A 16804-nucleotide genomic window follows, 5' to 3' on the forward strand; every position below is an offset into this window, starting at 1 on the left:
GGACCTCGACGATTTCCCGGTTGCCGTAGCTGTCGGTATATAGATGGCAGAATGCCCGATCAACACAACCTAAGACTCGGCGTAGCGCGGGTTGTACGCGCACAGCTTGGCGTCAAGTCGGTCGTTGAAAAACAGCGAGCGGTTTCTAGCGCTGGCGGCAAGCGGCACTTCCAGATCAAACCCGCCCCGTCGCTCGGCTTCCTCGCGGTACCAATCGTCCATCGATGGCCTACGCGTATTCGAGGATCCTGGCTTGGACGGTTTCACGCTCTCCGGGGGAATACATAGCTAAAAGTCCCAATCAGTATCGGTCGGTTCTCCGTCAGGCTCGGCCGTTTCATTTGCCGTCCCAACTCCACTCCAATCGTCTGCCACGGCCTGCCAATTTGGCTCTCGCACCACTGGATTGCCATCTGAGTCTTTTCCTGTCCAAACATCCCAGTAATCGGGATCTGCCGACTTGGGTTGCTTGTCTTTCGGTAAGTCATTCATATGCACCAATACCGGTAATTCAGAGGCCCAACCGAGAAGAATGGCATTCTGAGAGGGAAGAGATGGTAGTTCCCTGAGAAGCCCCTTCAAATTGTCAGGAACGAGTTTGTGGACCAGTTCCTGATCTCGATCATTACTGATTCGATGAAGTAGGAACGTGTTGCATTGAGATAGAACAGTCGGAGATAACTCAGATGGCCGTTGTGATGAAAGAACAAGACCCAACCCAAACTTCCGGCCCTCACGGGCAATCTTCTCAAACACCTGACAGCAGATCGCGGACACATTGGAATTATCAGAATCTTCCCGATACCGCTTAATGAACGTATGCGCCTCCTCCAAAACTAGGACGGTTGGCAACGTCAACGTCTTGGTGTGGAGTTTCCGGTAGCGTTGAAGGAACTCGAAGCACATCCGTGCGATCACTGATGTGACAAGATGCATAATCTCCGCAGGAACTAGTGAGAGATCAATGACAATGACACATTTCTCGTCCTCCGGTGCTCTCCCAATATAGTCCCCGAGCCATTTCTCCAGAGTAACTTCGTCGTCGTCTCCAATGACAGAACTCATTCGTGTGTCAGCCAACATTGTGCGAATGCGGGCGAGGAGGAACTCGACATATTGTTCATTACCTGTTTCCTGCGCCAAACCTGCAAGAAAGTCGGCGAAAACCTCGCCAGAGAATTTCACCGGAACATCTTCATTCTTCGGGAGAAGATCATTTGGACTTCCGCCTATCGAGGTATAAGCATTGCGCATTTCTTCCAGAAGATCATCCACCTCGGCGGCCGTGTAGATCAGGTAATCTGTGAATTTTCCAGCGGCATTTGTAATCTTGTGCGCAGTGACCAAACTTTCCAAAGCTTCTTGCAGTGGACTTAAGTCTGTCTCGATTTTCGTGTCATACTGCCCGACACTCGTGGCCCAAGAGGATAGCCGTTCTGTGAAATTTTTTGAGTGAGGGAATGCTCGAAAGGGTTCTCCCGCATTCTTCGCAACACTTGTCGCCTGAAGGATGATCCCAACGAACCTGCGCGCCGAAATTTCCACGTCTTCACTGATTTCAAATTGCTCATTGCGCATGGATCGAAGTGCGCGTTTGAGGAGGGGCACTTGTGCACGCGCGCTGGCTTGAGTAAAAGCGCACCACTCTGCGCTATTCCAAAACCAAAGTGGAACTTTCAGTGGGTTCGCCTCGGTGTTGACCTGAAATACTCTCGCAGTACTGCCAAACGCATGAGCGTATTCGCCATTGGGATCGAGAATCACAAAGCGGGCATTGGGTGTGGAGCCACTCGCAGCTCGGGCCTGTTCAAGAGACCAATGAACTAGACCTGCGACCGAACAGGATTTCCCACTTCCCGTGTTTCCCAATACAGCGAGATGCCTGCCAAAGATTCGATCTGGATCAACCTTAACTTCTGCATATGCTGCCAACGGGCTGGTGCCGATTTTTACACGGCGACAGTCCCCAGACATGACTATCGAATGAAGTTGTTTCTCAGTCGGCAGGAGCACTCCAGTTCCGATCGCTGGTAGTGAGTCTGCGCCACGCCGGAAACCATATTCAGACTTTGAACCCGGCTTCTTCCGAAGAGTCCCGAGCGGAATCAGACTCATTCTGCGAAGCGGATAAGGCAGATCAATCAAACCGAAGTCCTGCATCCCTCGCCGCTTTGGGAAGGCAGATCGCTCGACGGTCAACCACTCGATCTGGCCGACGAGGTATCCGTCATCGACCGGGATGAGCACGTATCCGTTTACTCGCGGAAAAGGGCGAGGAGACCCCGCATTCAACGCGACGGAATCTGGAGCTTCAATATCCAGTAGGACTTTGATTTCGTCGGGAGAGACGAAGTCAACAGTCCCGATTCGGAGGCTTCCAGCGTGCTCAAAAGGCGTTTCACTCATTAGCTGAGTCAGGTTCGGGTGTCTGAGGAGCCGATTCGGCTTGGGATATGCCCCAACGCGATTTGAGCAGTTCGGACATTTTGAACGTGGTCCGGTCAATCGCGGGCTTCGGCATGTAATTATCGACTAGGTTTCGCAGGTCACCCAGATGCGCGCCGATAAGCATCGTGATTTGGGCAGAACGGCCAAGCTCTACGTAGGTCTGCATGATTCGCCCCAAAGGGTCACCGTAGGCTATGACGACGAGGTGAGTGGATGGAATTGTCAGCATGTCCTTGATCACCCGGTTGATGTGCTCGTCTCCGAAGCTGTATCCAAATGAAATCAACGTGCTGTTTGGGCGACAGACCGCCGCCGCAAAATCACGAAAGAGTTCGACGTAAGGGTAAGCCGCTGTCTCCCGATCCTTCGCTGCATTGGGGTGAATCATCAGGTTCAAGGCTTCGCCATCACTCAATCCGGGTGCCTTCAAGTAGGGCGCGATTTCTTCACTACCGAAGGGTAGTCCGATCTTCCGAATTTGCCCCTCCGTGCTTATCCAGTCCAGGGAGCCATGCAATTTTGTGAAGCGGGCAACCCCTTCGAGGTAGCGAGGCTCCCCACGGATCCCTGGTGGGTTGTAGTGCATGTCGATGTCTAACCGAGAAGACCTGAATATGGGCGCGAGCGAGCCAACGAAGCGGTCAATGAGGTGCAACCCTGCGGCATCTGCGCCAGCCTCGATAAAGCGGTCGTAATTGGTCGTAAATACCTGCAGACGATCTCTCATTCCCGTTCTGCTGGCAAAGCTCATGAGGAAACTCACGAGATAGTTGAATGCTTTCTCACGCTTTTCCGACGGAGCGGTGATCAATCCGTTCTCTCCCTTGAGCACTGAATCCGCAAAATTTGCGAGAACGATCTTCAGTTCGGACCGCAGAGACTTTAAAGACTCTTTGAGCGTGAGTTCCTGTGACGATAGGATTTCAATTCCCCGGATCAATTCGTTCACGACGCGAATCTGATCTTCTATATTTCCTGCATTTCTCCCTGCTAGCTTCGCTGACTCCCTGGCTTTATCGGCAATTGCGGCGTTGTAGTTTGTGAATGTGGCCTGGCTCATGCCTGGAAGAAGATTGCCCGTAGCGATGCAGTGGACAGCGTGGGAGAGACCGGAGCCAGCCAAAAGCGCAAGGTGCTCCGACTGGAATAGCGAGGTTAACCAAGGCTCGATTCGCGGGCGAAGTTTATCAGATCCGAACTCGGTTCCCCCAGCCATCCACGAGCAGTCGGCATTCTCGACAAGTTTGAAATTACCCTCTTCGCCGCTGTCCACGAATTCGACGCAGGCTTTATCATCTCGCGTTTTGAGGATATGTTTCGTGCTCATACTGTGATCTAAATTTTGTGAACGCGGATCCTCGCGGTCAGTAGTTCGATAAGGGGGGCGCGGAAAAGATATCTGAGTGCTCCGAGCTTTCCTTGATTGCCGCCTAGATTTTGATCAACGATCCCGAGTGCCTTCAAGAAGTCGACTTGCTCAGCTGGGGATGGAATAGGGATAAGCAGCGGCTTGAGTTTGATCGGAAGATACGCGATTGCGGTTCTAGTGTTGGTCACGGTGTGGGTGTGGTTAGAAAAGAATGCGAACATTATCCATTGAACCATGAACTTGTTAGTGATTTGATCATTCTTTGGACGCAATCGGTGATGAGCTTTCCAGTAAATGCGGTTAGCGATGATGCTGTCCCAAAGTGCTGCACGTCCTACTTCTCCGCCTTCACAGACGAGAAGATCACCTCTCCGAAACTGGAACAGATCCGCTTCCCGATCGCTTTTGTCCATTCGCAGCTAATCGTCAGTGTCAATTAGGCCCCACTGGAGGTTGATGTTTCGCAAATAGGCACTCGGCTAATCTTCAACTTTCGCTTTCTCGGAAGGCATTATTCCGAGCAAATTTTCAAAGAAATGGCCGATGGAAAGTAGCTCCTAGCTTTCGAGGAGGGGGCCTATTTCGGTTGGTTTTTGGCGTTCGTTGCAGTGGTCTTCGGTGAGGAGCTTGTGCATAGGGCCTTTTTCAGTTCGGTGGTGGCCTGAATGATCCGCGCCCGCGCTTCGATGGATCAGGCGCATCCCAGATTCAGGATTCGAGGGATTTCCCGCTACCATTATTGTTTGCCATCTGTGCTGAGCCCTGTTGTTTTGATGTGCACACTCATGAATTGTCGGGACACTACCATCTAAGAACCGGAAGACCATCTAAGAACCGGAAGCCCAACTAACACACCACCCTGGCCACTGTAATGTTTCCTTCTTCACGCGACTCGATCCACACGGAATGCCGGCGCCGAAATGTCAACACGAACCGCCGCGCTTGATCACCTCCGAGAAGGACGATTGAGATGTACGGTGAACTGTTATGCGTGTAAAATGCCACGGACTTGGTCCGGGGTCCACGGGTATGCACCATCCTACTGGATCCCCGACTTGATCGGGAGCCTGCCCCAACTTGATCGGGAGCCTTCCCCGACTTGATCAGGAGCCTTCCCCCGACTTGATCGGGAGCCTGCCCCCCGACTTGATCGGGAGCCTGCCCCCAACTTGATCGGGAGCCTGCCCCCGACTTGATCGGGAGCCTGCCCCCGACTTGATCGGGAGCCTGCCCCCGACTTGATCGGGGGAAGACAGGAAATAGGTGAGGTTTCTGCTTTAACGTGGACCCGTTTTCATTAAGGAATGCTATTTCCTCGGCGCCTCAGGGCTCCGGGACCGGGATGACTTGCTGCCTGATCTTACGCAGCGGCTCCCATTGGCGGCAGCTATTCGCCGAAGGATGACCGTAGGGACCACAATATATCGTGTCCCTACTCGCATTCCGCATAATGTCAGTTACTGCTTCATGGAGGCGTCCAGCGAGTGGATGAAACCCCTGTTTACCCGCGCAAATCCCTCTCACCGCCTCCGCCAGCCGATCCACCTCCTCCTCGTTATTGAAGATATGCGTCGACACCCGCAGGGCGTCGACGCCGCGCTCGGTGACGACGCGGCAGCGCATTTTGTGCTCGCCGAGCAGCACGTGGAAGAGCTCGTCGTAGCGGGACTTCTCGGACTTGAACGTCGTCATGATGGCGGGGAGCACTGGATGCGATCGGCTAAAAACAGCTGAAGGAGACAACTACATTTAGAAAAGCATCAGAATGCTCTCCTGCTCGGTCATAGCCAACTTCTCGACCTGACTGTTCTCTCGCCGCAAAAATGCCTCTATGTCACGTGTGGAGCAATTCCCACGGCGTATTCAGATCACTTTTGGCGGCACACAGCGCAAGTGGCTAATCTCATTGAAATCAGAATCTTTGCTCACGATCACGAATCCATTCATACGAGCATAGTGCCAGACAACGAGATCATCCGCTTCATCAAGCCCTACCTCCGTCACGTGAACAGAGTCCTCATACACATCAGCCAGTAATCCAACCAGGCGTGGCGAGAGGTTCTGATCGAACAGCAACTTCATGCAGAAACAGCCACAATAGCACGTTCGCGATCAGCCGCATACTCGAGGCTGGCCAGGATATCCTCTTTCTCCAGATAGGGGAAGTCAACGAGCAGTTCTTCGTACGTCAAACCAGAGGCGAGGTAGCTCAGTACATCGTACACCGTAATGCGTAGTCCCCGAATACAGGGCTTACCGCCGCGTTTTCCGGGTTCGAGCGTTATCCTATCCTTGTAGCTCATGGTTTCTGGTATGGGAGCCGAAATCTTGAAATCAGGTACAGCGCCGGCGATCTGCGGTTTCGTCAAGCCACGTTCCACGGGCGGCTCCCGCAGCCTGATTCCGCTGCTTGATGGTTGGCGGATGTGTCGGGTTACGGATATCGGTCTGGGGACCGATGATCCTAGCCGCGACCTACAGGGCACACCGATCGGCGCGGGATTAACCCATAACGAGGCTGCGCACCGCCTCCGCCAGACGATCCACCTCCTCCTCGTTATTGAAGATATGCGTCGACACCCGCAGGGCGTCGAGGCCGCGCTCGGTGACGACGCGGCAGCGCATCTTGTGCTCGCCGAGCAGCACGCGGAAGAGCTCGTCGTAGCGGACCTTCTCGATCTTGAACGTCGTGATGCCGGCGGACAACGACGCGTCCTCCGGCGTCAGCACGGTCACGCCGGCCATCGCGCGGAGCTGCTTCTGGAGCCGGCGCGCGAGGCCCTGCCCGTAGGCGGCCACCTGCTCCATCCCGATCATCTCCATGAACTCGACGGCAGCGACGATGCCGGCCACGCTCGTCGCGTCCCGCGTGCCGGGCTCGTAGCGCTCGGCTGTTTTGTTATACTCCAGCTTATCCGGAATATCGAACGTCCCGTCGTCGGAGTAGGCGCCGACCTCCGTCGGGGCGACCTCATCGAGCCGGTCTTCGCGGACGTACAGCACGCCGGTGCCGTGCGAGGCGCCGAGCCACTTGTGGCCGCTCGTCGCGTACGAGTCGCACCCGATCTCGCGGAGGTTGAACGGATACGCGCCGGCGGACTGCGCGCCGTCGATATGGAACCACAGCCCCCGGTCGCGCGCGAGGGTCGCCATGGCGTCGACGGGCATCTTGATGCCGGTCGGGGCCGTCGTGTGGCTCACCTGGAGGACCCGCGTGCGCGGGGTGATCAGCGCCTCGATGCGCTCGAGGTTGCCGGCGGCGCTCGTCGGGTCCGGCTCGAAGACTTTCACCTTGATCCCCTGCTGCTTCTGCCGGCTCATCCACGGAATCGCCCCGCCCGGGTGGGCATGCGACTCGAAGATCACCTCGTCGCCGGGGCGCAGGAACGTCAGACCCGATGCGATCGTCGCGTTGCCCTCCGTCGCGTTGCGCAGGAAGGCGATCTCCTCGGGCTTGACGCCGAAGAAGCGAGCGACCGGCTCGCGCGCCTCCATGATGCGGTTGTGGCCGTGCTCGGAGAGGCGCTGGAGCTGCATCATCAGCGACGAGACGGTGTCGACCACCGGATACGGCGCCGGCCCGAGGCCGCCGGTGTTGAAATAGACGCGGTCGTGGGTGAGCGGATACTGCGCCCGCACCAGCGCCCAGAAGTCGTCGGGCGGGAGATGGGCCGGCGGAGGCCACGGCGCGCGGCCGGCGGCCGGCAGCAGCGCGGCCATCGGGGCGGCGGAGAGGCGCTTGAGGAAGTCGCGGCGAGGGGTAGGATCGTGCATGCGATGTGCCTGGCTGATGGAGGTCTCTCCGCTTCACCGACGGCACGCCGTCGCTTCCGGTCGAGATGACGTTTTTTTAGGGTGAGGAGCTTCAATCCATGCGCCATGCCAGCCCCAAGCGCCCCATAGCCCCCACACTTCAGTGTGGGGGGGCGGGATGCGCGCGGAAAGGATCCACGCAAAGGCCCAATCTCAAACGAGCTTTATCGAAGCCTCCATGCGTTGTATAATACCAGCCGCACCGCAAGACCACAACCCCATGATGCCCCGTCTCTTCCTCGTCGTCCTCTTCCTCATCTTGCTCGCCGGCGCCGGGTGCCGGGGCGGGTCGGCTCCAGCGTCGGACGGACGGATTCCGCTGCGGCTCTACCTCCTCCTCATCAACACCGGGCAGGTAGCGTTTTTCGACTGGGCCGAGCAGGAATACGAAGCCCGGCACCCCGACGTCGACGTCATCATCGAGCAGTTCCCCGGGACGTCGCTCAAGGACTACGAGATCAAGCTGCGGCTGCGCTACGCCAGCGGGCAGGCGCCCGACATCTGGTCGCTCCGGGAAAACGAACTCACCACCTTCGTCGAGAACGGGCTCGTCCGGCCGGCGCCGGAGGCCATCGCCCGCATCGTCAAGGAGAACAGCATCAACGACCTGATCCGGCTCGCGCCGGTCTTCAACGACACCGTCTACGGCATCGTGCATCACGCCGGCTGGACGATGCTCTACTACAACCGCGCGCACTTCCGCGAGGCCGGCCTCGACCCCGACCGCCCGCCGCGCACGTGGGACGAGATGATGGATTTCGCCGACCGCCTCACCGTCCACAACGCCGACGGGACCCTCGAACGCGCCGGCATCTCCCTCCGGAAGGTCGGCTACAAACCCGGCACGGCCGAGAAGTGGCTGTCGTTTTTCTATTCGGCCGGCGGCGTCCCGTTCAACGAAGACGGGACGGACAGCTACTTCGACAGCGACGCCGGCCGGGCGGCGTTCCAGTTCTACCGGGACGTCCTCGACCGCGGCTACGACGACGTCACGTTCGAGGGCGACCAGCGCGGCTTCGGGCAGGGGCGCGTAGCGATGTTTATCCGCGAGGATCATGTCATCGCCTGGCTGACCGAGCACTATCCCGACCTCGACTACGGCGTCGGCCACATCCCGAGCCGCGACTCGACCTATACGTCCTACTCCTCCGGCGGCGCGTTCCCGTTCGTGGTAAGCAACCAGTCCGCCCACCCCGACGCCGCGTGGCAGTTTCTGGAGTTCCTGTTCGAGGACGACGTCTACCTGCGCTACATCGACCTCGTACACGCCCAGCCGAACTACCTCTCCGTGGCGCGCCTCCCGCAGTTCTGGGACGACCCGCGGCTGAGCGTCTACCGCACGCAGCCGGTGAAAGTCCCCCCGAAGTTCTCGCACGACAAATACTCGCTGGAGCGCATCGGCGAATACGTCGAGCGGTTCAGCTACGGCCGTCTCGGCATCGACGAGACGCTGCGGCGGATGAACGAGGAAATCGATCGGGGATTGCAAAGTGCGAAATGAAAATGGCAAATCGGGGGTAAGGCACGTATTCAATACAATGTCATCTCGTTCAATACAATGTCATCTCGTTCAATACAATGTCATCTCGTTCAATACAATGTCATCTCGTTCAATACAACGTCATCTCGACCGGACCCCCGACTTGATCGAGGGGTAGCGGAGAGACCTCCTCACAATGGCACTGCCAACCGTCGGGAGGTCTCTCCGCTGCCTCACCACAATTATGGCGATTTCGGTCGAGATGACATTGCGTGTGTTTTAATTATTGTCGGGTTACGGTCCCTGTGGGGGACCTGACCCGACCTACGATATCATTTTTCACGTTGCCTATTGAAATTCCCCATGCTTCTCTCAGGCATTGCCGACGAAGCCGGCACCGACCTCGCAACGCAGATCCGCGCGCACCGGACGCTCGGCTGGGCGTACATCGACCTCCGCAACGTCGACGGGGCGCAGTTCACGACGCTCGACGACGCGGCGTTCGACGCCGTCTGCGGCCGGCTCGCGGACGCCGGCCTGAAGGTATCCAGCTTCGCCTCGGGCATCGCCAACTGGGCCTGCCGGATCGACGACCCGTTTGAGGATTCGGTGGCGACGCTGAACAGGGCAATCCCGAGGATGCGCCGGCTGGATTGCCGCTACATCCGGGTGATGAGTTATCCCAACGCCGGCCTGCCCGAGCCGGCCTGGCGCGACGAGGCCGTCCGGCGGATGAAGGCGCTCGGCCGCATCGCCGAGGACGCCGGCATCGTCATCACGGTGGAGAACTGCGACGGCTGGGCGAGCACGTCGCCCGGGAACTACGCGCGGTTTTTCGAGCTGGTGGATTCGCCGGCCGTGAAGGCGGTTTACGACACCGGCAACCCGGCCTCGCACGGGCACACGAACACGTGGGACTGGTATCTCCATGCGAAGCCGCACATCGCCTACATCCACATCAAGGACCACACAGGGCCCACGGCGGACGGCGCCGGCGAGCACGTCTGGCCCGACGCCGGGATCGGCTGCGTGTCCGAGACCCTGCGCGACCTCGCGGCCGGCGGGTACGACGGGTTCGTCTCCATCGAACCGCATCTGGAGACGGTCATCCACGAAGGAAAAGGCATCACCCGGGCCGAGGCGGCCTTCGCGGCGTACGTCGAGTACGGCCGGCGCGTCGCGGCGCTGGTCGGCGAGGCTACCTCACCACCAGCAACTTGAGGGTTCGCGACGCGCCTCCTTCCTCCAGACGGCCCAGGTAAAGCCCCGGCGGCTGCCCGGCCGCGTGCCAGGGCATTTCATAAACGCCGGCGGGATAGATGCCGGCCATCAGCCGGTCGACTTCCCGGCCGAGCGCGTCGAACACCGTCATCCGCGCAAATCCGGGGCGCTCCAGTTCGAGTCGAATCGTGGTCTCGTCCCGGAAGGGATTGGGGTAGTTTTCCAACCTCCCCTGACGCCCCGGCAGCGGGTCGCGCTCCGTATCGAGTGCGAGCCCGAGCATCGGATACATATCCAGTTTGAGGCTGTCGAAGTACGCGATGCGGTTCGGCACGGTAGCCTGGATCGTGTCGTACAGCGAGGTGCTGATCTGTTCGGGGCGAATGCGGACGGCGAGATAGGTCAGGAAGGTCTCGGCGATGTCCTCGCGCGTCGGGTTATCGCGCGCGTAGGTGGAGATGAAGTCGCCGTCGGCCTGCTGCGCGGCCACCCAGCCGGGAGCGGCGGCATGATAGGCATCCAGCGAGGTGTGGGAGGCTTCGTGGACGAGCGTCTCCTCCAGAATCCCGGCGGCCCGGTAGGCATCCGCCTGGCCGACATGGATCAGCAGGTTGTTGTTGCCGCCGCCGAACGGCTGCGTCCCCATGTGGATCCAGACGGTTTCGAGATCCGTCCGGAGCGCCTCGGGCAGCCGTCCGATCACCGGCGCAAAGACCTCAGCCTGGACCTGCGCCGCCTCGGGCGTCCCGAACTCCGGGTTCACCTGGATCTCGACGACAAAGCTGTCCACCCCGTTGCTGCGCCGAAAGACCGCGTCGTACAGGAAGGCGTTGGCCGTTATCCAGTTGTTGACGCGCCGGTCGAACATGGTGCGCATCCCCTGGCCGGCGTACGAGAGCCGCTGGAAGGCCGTCGGATCGGCGGCGACGATGATCGTCGAATCGAGGAAGATGGTGCCGTTGAACGGCGGCGACGCGGACGCCTTCGAGGCATCCTGGGCGGCGACCGTCGGGCCTGGCGCACTCGACAAAACGAGCAGCAGGGCGAGGAAAATCGGAGTTTGAGATTTCATGGATAGGCGCTGACTGGATGCGTGGCCGGTTGATAACGCGCCCCTGCAGATCTGGTGCCGAAGCGATCCCCTTCGCGCTCGCTGGGGATGCGTGCAGGGTGATTGCATGCTCGCCGTGGTAGTGAGAAGCGTATGGGAGTTTGGGTGTATGGGGGCACTTTTTACCGCAAAACCTCCCATACCCCCATACTCCCATACCGGGAGATGCTCACGTTTGAAGAGCATGCGATTGCCCCTGGGGATGAGCGCATACGACTGGCGTTTTGCCGGCTCGCGCCGTATCGTTGTGCGCTCCGCACCGTAACTGTTTCCCGCACGCAGCATGCCCAAGCCCACCCTCTTCGCCCCCGTCTCCCGCGTCACGTATCCGGCCGGTGGCCCCGAAGTCGAGCAGACCGCCGCGGCCGCGTTGTGCCGGGGCCTCGGGATCGCTCCGCCGACGGCGGCGCAGGACGCCGGCGCCGGCCTCCGCGTCGGCGTCGCGCCCGGGCCGTGGGGTCTCGGGCCCGAGCCCGCGCCGAACGACGCGCCCTGGTGCTGGGCGCGGATCGACGAGGCAGGCAACGGCGAGGTGACGTCGTCCGAGCCGGCGCTGCTGTATGCGTTCGTCCACCTGCTCCTGGAGGGCCTGAGCGATGCCCAGCACGGCCAGCTCCGCGCAGGGTTGCTGCTCCCTGCCTCCTTCGCGTGGAATCGGCCGCTCTACGACTCCGTGCTGACGCAGGTCGCCCGGACCGTGCGCGACTTCGACGCTGAGTCGTACATCGAACAGATCGCCCGCAGCGGCTTCACCCACCTCGAAGTCAACGGCCTCGCGGCGCCGACGCCGCAGGAGCCGGGCGTGCCGACCGAATTTTATCAGGCGTTTTATTCGTACGGCCCGGGCCTGCTGCAATTCGTGGACTCCGACATCACGCGCGGGCTCTACGACCGCTCGTACGTCCGCGCCAACCTGGAGCGGCTCAAGCGGATCGCCGGCATCGGCCGCAAATATGGCCTCAAGCCCGGACTGCTCTGCTACGAGCCGCGCGCGATGCCGGAGCCGTTTTACGACCGCTACCCCTACCTCCGCGGCGCGCGCGTCGATCATCCCTTCCGGTCCCACAAGCCGCGCTACACGCTCGCACAGGACCATCCGGTTTCCCGGGAGCACTACCGGCAGTTGATGGACAACATGATGCGGGAGGTGCCCGACCTCGCGTACCTGTCGGTATGGACCAACGACAGCGGCGCCGGCTTCGAGCACACCAGCTCGCTGTACGTCGGCCGCAACGGCGGGCCGTACCTCATCCGCGAGTGGCGGACGCACGACGCCATCGCCGAGGCCGCCGGCAAGAGCGCCGTCCGCTGGATGCGCCTGCTCCAGGAAACCGCCGCCGCCTACAACCCCGACTTCGTCGTCAGCCTCCGCATCGACGCCTTCCGCGACGAGCACGACCACCTGGTCGGCGCCATGGACCGCCACCTCTCCATCGAGGGCCCGTCGCTGCTGGTGAAAGGGTACGACATGCCGTATGTCCACCCCCGCTATCCGGATCAGGACGGCGTCGCCGGCTCGATCTATCAGACCGAAGTCGACCACCAGGAATCCGAGGCGCTCGCCCACTACCGGAGCCTGTCCGTCGAACCCTCGGTGTCCTACTCGGCGGGATCCAGCTTCAACATGGAGCCCCTGCTCGGCACCCCGTTTCCCCGGTCGCTGCACCGCAAGCTGCTCAACCTGCGCGAGGCCGGCCTGAAGCGGGTGAGCGCGCACGGAGGGCTGCTCCACCTCGACAAGACGCCCTACTGGCCCCATCCGACCGTCATCCAGCAGGCCCAGCTCAACCCCGAACGCCCCATCGACGACATCCTGATGGAACTGGCGGAGCGGTGGGCCGGCGAGGCCCGGGCGCACAAGCTGGTCGACGCCTGGGACATGATCGACGAGGCCATCACCTGGGTACCCTACATCTACCTGTACAGCTTTTTCGGATTCGTCTGGTACCGCGCGTGGATCCGCCCGCTGATCCCCAACCTCGAAGCCGTCCCCGAACCGGAGCGGCGGTACTACGAGCAGTTCATCGTCACCGTCAAGAACAACACAAATAACGTCGACCTCAGCCGCGACGTCATGTTTACCCTCATGACGCCCGAGCAGGCCGCCGTCAAGGTGCGCGGGTTCGACGCCAACGTCTTTCCCCGGCTCGACGCCGTCGAGGCCTTCCTCCAGCCGCTGTCCGGCGAGGCCGTCTTCAGCGACCTGCTCGTCCGCGTACGGGCCCTGCGCGCGTGGACGATGGCGCAGCGCAATGTCTGCGCCTGGACGGAAGGCGTGTACGGCTATCTCGGTGCGACCACCGACGCCGAGCGGGCGCGCCACCGCGCCGGCCTCCAGGACATGATGGATCGGGATCTGGCCAACACCCGGCTGCTGATCGACCTGTGGGAGCAGCGGGAGACGGAGTGGATGCTCGTCGCCGGCGCCGGCGAGACGCCCTTCGTCTTCGGCCCCAATTTCGGCGATCACCTGCGCCGCAAGATCGACCTGACCGAGCGCTACCGCGATGCGGAGCCGTTCATGGACCCCGACGTGCTCTGGAGGATCTGACGCGATGGATGTGCCGCCGCCGCTCCGGGGAACGGACCCCGATTCCTTCGCCCGCTCGACCGTCACGACGCGTCTCGCCGGCCTGGCCCGGCGCGCCCTTCTGAACGCGGCGCTGCCGGCGGACGCCGCGCCGGCCATCGAAGCGCTCGCCGCCGAGCTGCCGCACGCCCCGATCCGCCACCTCGAGGATCCGCTCGCGCCCGACCTCGACGCGTGGCGCGCCCTGGTCGAGCCCCATGCCGGCGCCTCGTGGCTGGAAGCGCCCTGGCTCTTCGCCGAGTTCTACCTGTTCCGCCGCGTGCTCGAAGCGACCGGTTTTTTCGGTACCGGCGGCGGGCGCGGCATCGATCCCTACGCGCCCGACAAGCGCGCGAGCCTCGGCCTGTCCGAGCCCCTCCTGCAGCGCCTCCCGGACACCCTCGCGCCGGACGCCCCCGTGACGCGGCGCGGCGTCATCGATGCGTTCAAGGCGGCGCTGTGGGGCAACCAGGCCGACCTGAGCCTCTGGCAGGCAGGCGAAGGCCCCGGGCACGAACGGATCGACCGGGATGGGCAGCTGCTGGCGGATCACACGTCGCGCGCGGCGGACTGGCTGCTCGGGGCCGCCTCGCCGATCGATATCGGCTTGATGGCGGACAACGCCGGCGAGGAGTTCACCATGGATCTGGTGCTCGCCGACATCCTGCTGCGGCTGCCGCGGCCGGCGCGGATGACGCTCCACGTCAAGGCGTTTCCCACGTACGTGTCGGATGTGACCCCCGCCGATGTCGACGACACGCTCGCGCATCTCCGCCGCGCCGCCCTGCCCGCCGCGCGGCGGCTGGCGGAGCGCCTGGATGCCGCCCTCGCCGAGGGCCGGCTCACCGTCCGGGCGGACGCCGCGTGGGCCCAGCCCTATCCGTTCCGCCGTCTGCCCGATGCCCCGCGCGCCCAGCTCGACCGGCACGACTTCCTCATCTTCAAGGGCGACGCGAATTACCGGCGCTTGCTGGACGACAGCCACTGGCCGGCGACGACGCCCTTTGAATCGGTGGTGACGTATTTCGCCAACCCCATCCTGGCGCTGCGGACCTGCAAGGCCGAGGTCATCGCCGGGCTCGACGCCGACCGGGTGGAGCAGCTTACGGCGATCGACCCGTCCTGGAAGGTGAACGGACGCTGGGCGGTGGCGCAGGCGTCCGGTTTGCCGGCCGACGTTCCGCCGAACCGCCGCCGCATTGCTTGAGGCGCATACGCCTTTGCTCAAAAGACCCCACCCGGATGTCGTCAAACCTCCATTGCCGGGATGGAGGCACGCCGGTACCTTGTCGCCACCTCACCGTCATCAGGCGCGTGCGGTGCTGCCGGCGGATGGTTCGCAAGCGGGTTTCTGCTGGTTCGTCGTTCCGTAACGATCTAATTAACAGCCGGATCACCCCCCATTTCTTACCGGCTTCAGCCCCAAACACAGGCCCACGCAGGTAAGCATTCGCTTATGATGCGATCTTGCGCACCCTGTCGCTCCGATGAGCAGATGCGGGAGATTCGATACGCGATGTACGCGCATCGCGTCACCGAAATCGAGCGTCTGCCGGACGGATTTCAAGCGACGAAGGCGCAGGTGCGGAAGCTCCGTTGTGATAAGGCCGACCGACACGGATCGACATCGCTGCGCCACTCCTCCTCCAGCGCCTGTCGCATCTCCCGGTATCCTGTCTTATCCGGCGTGACCGTGCCACCGCAAGGCGGCCGCGGTGTTTTATTTTCCAAACTGCAACACCCTGAAGCCCAATGAAAAAGAGCGTTGATTTTTACTGGACCCAACGTATTATCGACCTCTTGATGAAAGTCGCGGGTGTGGTCGTCACGTCGGCCGCCACCCTCGAAGTAGCCAAACAGGCGTTTGTCGGCATCGACGAGCCGTGGCTGACCGTGATCAAGGTAGGCGCCCTGATGCTCGTGGAAGGCGCATTTATCGTCTCCTGGCTCGCGATCGACACCCAGCACAACGCGCCCATGCCGATGAAGATCGCCTGGGCCGTGACGCTCGTGGTCATCTACGTCGCCCTGCTCGTCATCGCCCTGGAACACGGCGAAGGCGCCGCCGGCTGGGCGTTCCGCTTCGTACTCGCCGTCATGATCGGCCGAAGCATCTACGAGGCCGGGATGTACGAGCTGCTCAAGAACCACAAGAAGGCCGAACGCGATATACGCAGCAGCTTCGTCGTGCGCCGCGTGGGCCGGCAGCTCGCCAAGAAGGACGCCATCAAGGCGCTGAACATGGAGAGCATCCAGTCCAACTACGCCCGCGAACTGGGCAGCGAGGTCGCCCGCGCCAAACTCGAAGCCGAACACGAAGCGGCGCTGATCGATGTGAAGCTGATGCGCGAGCGCCTGCTCGCGAGCGTTCACGCCAAGGACAACCTGGCGCGCAAGAAATTCCAGGCCCAGCTGGCCGCCGAAAACCGGAGCGCCCAGTATCAGCTGGATTCCGCCAAAAACGGCTCCCTGATGCCGCATGCGCCGGCGAGCAACGGCGCCGCATCACACACCAATGGACAGGCTTCGCAGGAAGTCAACCAGGAAGTGGCCGGCGACGACAGCGAGGACAGCAACCTCGCCAACAAAAAGGAGCGCCTCAAAGACATGCTGCTCTGGGCGCTGATGGAAAACCCGAATCACTCCAAGCAGGCGCTCAGCGCCCACGTCGGCGCGTCGCCAGGCACCATCCGCAAATACCTCGACGAGCTGCTCGATGAAGGCAAGCTCCGCACGACCAACAAGACCCGCTCGGGCTTCATGGTCGTGCAGGGCGATGCGATGATGAATTGA

The 16804-nt window shown here is 61.3% G+C and carries 14 protein-coding genes; 5 read left to right on the forward strand and 9 right to left on the reverse strand.

Annotation, left to right across the window (positions count from 1 at the left end):
- Positions 1 to 69 precede the first annotated feature (69 nt).
- The 8 genes from R2834_03930 to R2834_03965 all read right to left on the reverse strand — a co-directional run bounded on the left by R2834_03930 (position 70) and on the right by R2834_03965 (position 7591).
- Positions 70 to 222, reverse strand: a complete 153-nt coding sequence (locus R2834_03930) for a hypothetical protein (GenBank protein MEZ4699458.1) — start codon at positions 220 to 222, stop codon at positions 70 to 72.
- Between the two features lie 66 nt (positions 223 to 288).
- Entirely contained in the window at positions 289 to 2406 is a 2118-nt protein-coding gene (locus R2834_03935) for a DUF87 domain-containing protein (protein ID MEZ4699459.1), read from the reverse strand.
- Complete coding sequence (locus R2834_03940; GenBank protein ID MEZ4699460.1) at positions 2399 to 3775, reverse strand: SIR2 family protein; 1377 nt, start codon at positions 3773 to 3775, stop codon at positions 2399 to 2401. Before R2834_03940 ends, R2834_03935 begins: the two co-directional genes overlap by 8 nt.
- A gap of 8 nt (positions 3776 to 3783) precedes the next feature.
- The gene (locus R2834_03945; GenBank protein MEZ4699461.1) at positions 3784 to 4230 is read right to left on the reverse strand and encodes a hypothetical protein; all 447 of its coding nucleotides are present in this window, start codon (positions 4228 to 4230) and stop codon (positions 3784 to 3786) included.
- 910 nt (positions 4231 to 5140) lie between these two features.
- Complete coding sequence (locus R2834_03950; GenBank protein MEZ4699462.1) at positions 5141 to 5509, reverse strand: hypothetical protein; 369 nt, start codon at positions 5507 to 5509, stop codon at positions 5141 to 5143.
- A gap of 171 nt (positions 5510 to 5680) precedes the next feature.
- Positions 5681 to 5899: a DUF5615 family PIN-like protein gene (locus R2834_03955; GenBank protein ID MEZ4699463.1), complete on the reverse strand. Its 219-nt coding sequence runs from the start codon at positions 5897 to 5899 to the stop codon at positions 5681 to 5683.
- Positions 5896 to 6120, reverse strand: coding sequence for a DUF433 domain-containing protein (locus tag R2834_03960; GenBank protein MEZ4699464.1), 225 nt, complete (start codon positions 6118 to 6120; stop codon positions 5896 to 5898). The genes R2834_03955 and R2834_03960 overlap by 4 nt, the downstream gene beginning before the upstream one ends.
- Positions 6121 to 6319: 199 nt before the next feature.
- Complete coding sequence (locus R2834_03965) at positions 6320 to 7591, reverse strand: aminotransferase class V-fold PLP-dependent enzyme (GenBank protein MEZ4699465.1); 1272 nt, start codon at positions 7589 to 7591, stop codon at positions 6320 to 6322.
- Between the two features lie 259 nt (positions 7592 to 7850).
- Here R2834_03965 and R2834_03970 point away from each other — a divergent pair, with 259 nt between their 5' ends.
- Together R2834_03970 and R2834_03975 are read left to right on the forward strand one after the other, a co-directional pair.
- Positions 7851 to 9131 carry an extracellular solute-binding protein gene (locus R2834_03970; GenBank protein MEZ4699466.1) on the forward strand — a complete coding sequence of 427 codons (1281 nt, stop codon included), beginning with the start codon at positions 7851 to 7853 and terminating at the stop codon, positions 9129 to 9131.
- A gap of 342 nt (positions 9132 to 9473) precedes the next feature.
- Positions 9474 to 10331 carry a sugar phosphate isomerase/epimerase family protein gene (locus R2834_03975; GenBank protein MEZ4699467.1) on the forward strand — a complete coding sequence of 286 codons (858 nt, stop codon included), beginning with the start codon at positions 9474 to 9476 and terminating at the stop codon, positions 10329 to 10331.
- Here R2834_03975 and R2834_03980 read toward each other — a convergent pair.
- Positions 10309 to 11403 (reverse strand): T9SS type A sorting domain-containing protein, encoded by a 1095-nt coding sequence (locus R2834_03980; protein MEZ4699468.1) that lies wholly within the window; start codon positions 11401 to 11403, stop codon positions 10309 to 10311. The two genes, R2834_03975 and R2834_03980, sit on opposite strands and share 23 nt — an antisense overlap.
- Positions 11404 to 11725: 322 nt before the next feature.
- Here R2834_03980 and R2834_03985 point away from each other — a divergent pair, with 322 nt between their 5' ends.
- The 3 genes from R2834_03985 (at position 11726) to R2834_03995 (ending at position 16804) form a co-directional block, all read left to right on the forward strand.
- Positions 11726 to 13993 carry a hypothetical protein gene (locus R2834_03985; protein ID MEZ4699469.1) on the forward strand — a complete coding sequence of 756 codons (2268 nt, stop codon included), beginning with the start codon at positions 11726 to 11728 and terminating at the stop codon, positions 13991 to 13993.
- Positions 13994 to 13997: 4 nt separating this feature from the next.
- Positions 13998 to 15218 carry a damage-control phosphatase ARMT1 family protein gene (locus R2834_03990; protein ID MEZ4699470.1) on the forward strand — a complete coding sequence of 407 codons (1221 nt, stop codon included), beginning with the start codon at positions 13998 to 14000 and terminating at the stop codon, positions 15216 to 15218.
- A 596-nt stretch (positions 15219 to 15814) separates the two neighbouring features.
- A complete protein-coding gene (locus tag R2834_03995) occupies positions 15815 to 16804 on the forward strand; it encodes a winged helix-turn-helix domain-containing protein (protein MEZ4699471.1) in 990 nt (329 codons plus the stop codon).

Source organism: Rhodothermales bacterium (genome assembly GCA_041391505.1).
Lineage (GTDB): Bacteria > Bacteroidota > Rhodothermia > Rhodothermales > JAHQVL01 > JAWKNW01.

What these genes read in the sequence shown, in the direction of transcription:
- R2834_03955 (MEZ4699463.1), bottom strand. Translation starts at nt 5,899, where the DNA reads ATGAAGTTGCTGTTCGATCAGAACCTCTCGCCACGCCTGGTTGGATTA.
- R2834_03960 (MEZ4699464.1), bottom strand. Translation starts at nt 6,120, where the DNA reads ATGAGCTACAAGGATAGGATAACGCTCGAACCCGGAAAACGCGGCGGT.
- R2834_03940 (MEZ4699460.1), bottom strand. Translation starts at nt 3,775, where the DNA reads ATGAGCACGAAACATATCCTCAAAACGCGAGATGATAAAGCCTGCGTC.
- R2834_03990 (MEZ4699470.1), top strand. Translation starts at nt 13,998, where the DNA reads ATGGATGTGCCGCCGCCGCTCCGGGGAACGGACCCCGATTCCTTCGCC.
- R2834_03945 (MEZ4699461.1), bottom strand. Translation starts at nt 4,230, where the DNA reads ATGGACAAAAGCGATCGGGAAGCGGATCTGTTCCAGTTTCGGAGAGGT.
- R2834_03980 (MEZ4699468.1), bottom strand. Translation starts at nt 11,403, where the DNA reads ATGAAATCTCAAACTCCGATTTTCCTCGCCCTGCTGCTCGTTTTGTCG.
- R2834_03935 (MEZ4699459.1), bottom strand. Translation starts at nt 2,406, where the DNA reads ATGAGTGAAACGCCTTTTGAGCACGCTGGAAGCCTCCGAATCGGGACT.
- R2834_03965 (MEZ4699465.1), bottom strand. Translation starts at nt 7,591, where the DNA reads ATGCACGATCCTACCCCTCGCCGCGACTTCCTCAAGCGCCTCTCCGCC.
- R2834_03985 (MEZ4699469.1), top strand. Translation starts at nt 11,726, where the DNA reads ATGCCCAAGCCCACCCTCTTCGCCCCCGTCTCCCGCGTCACGTATCCG.
- R2834_03950 (MEZ4699462.1), bottom strand. Translation starts at nt 5,509, where the DNA reads ATGACGACGTTCAAGTCCGAGAAGTCCCGCTACGACGAGCTCTTCCAC.
- R2834_03930 (MEZ4699458.1), bottom strand. Translation starts at nt 222, where the DNA reads ATGGACGATTGGTACCGCGAGGAAGCCGAGCGACGGGGCGGGTTTGAT.
- R2834_03970 (MEZ4699466.1), top strand. Translation starts at nt 7,851, where the DNA reads ATGATGCCCCGTCTCTTCCTCGTCGTCCTCTTCCTCATCTTGCTCGCC.
- R2834_03975 (MEZ4699467.1), top strand. Translation starts at nt 9,474, where the DNA reads ATGCTTCTCTCAGGCATTGCCGACGAAGCCGGCACCGACCTCGCAACG.
- R2834_03995 (MEZ4699471.1), top strand. Translation starts at nt 15,815, where the DNA reads ATGAAAGTCGCGGGTGTGGTCGTCACGTCGGCCGCCACCCTCGAAGTA.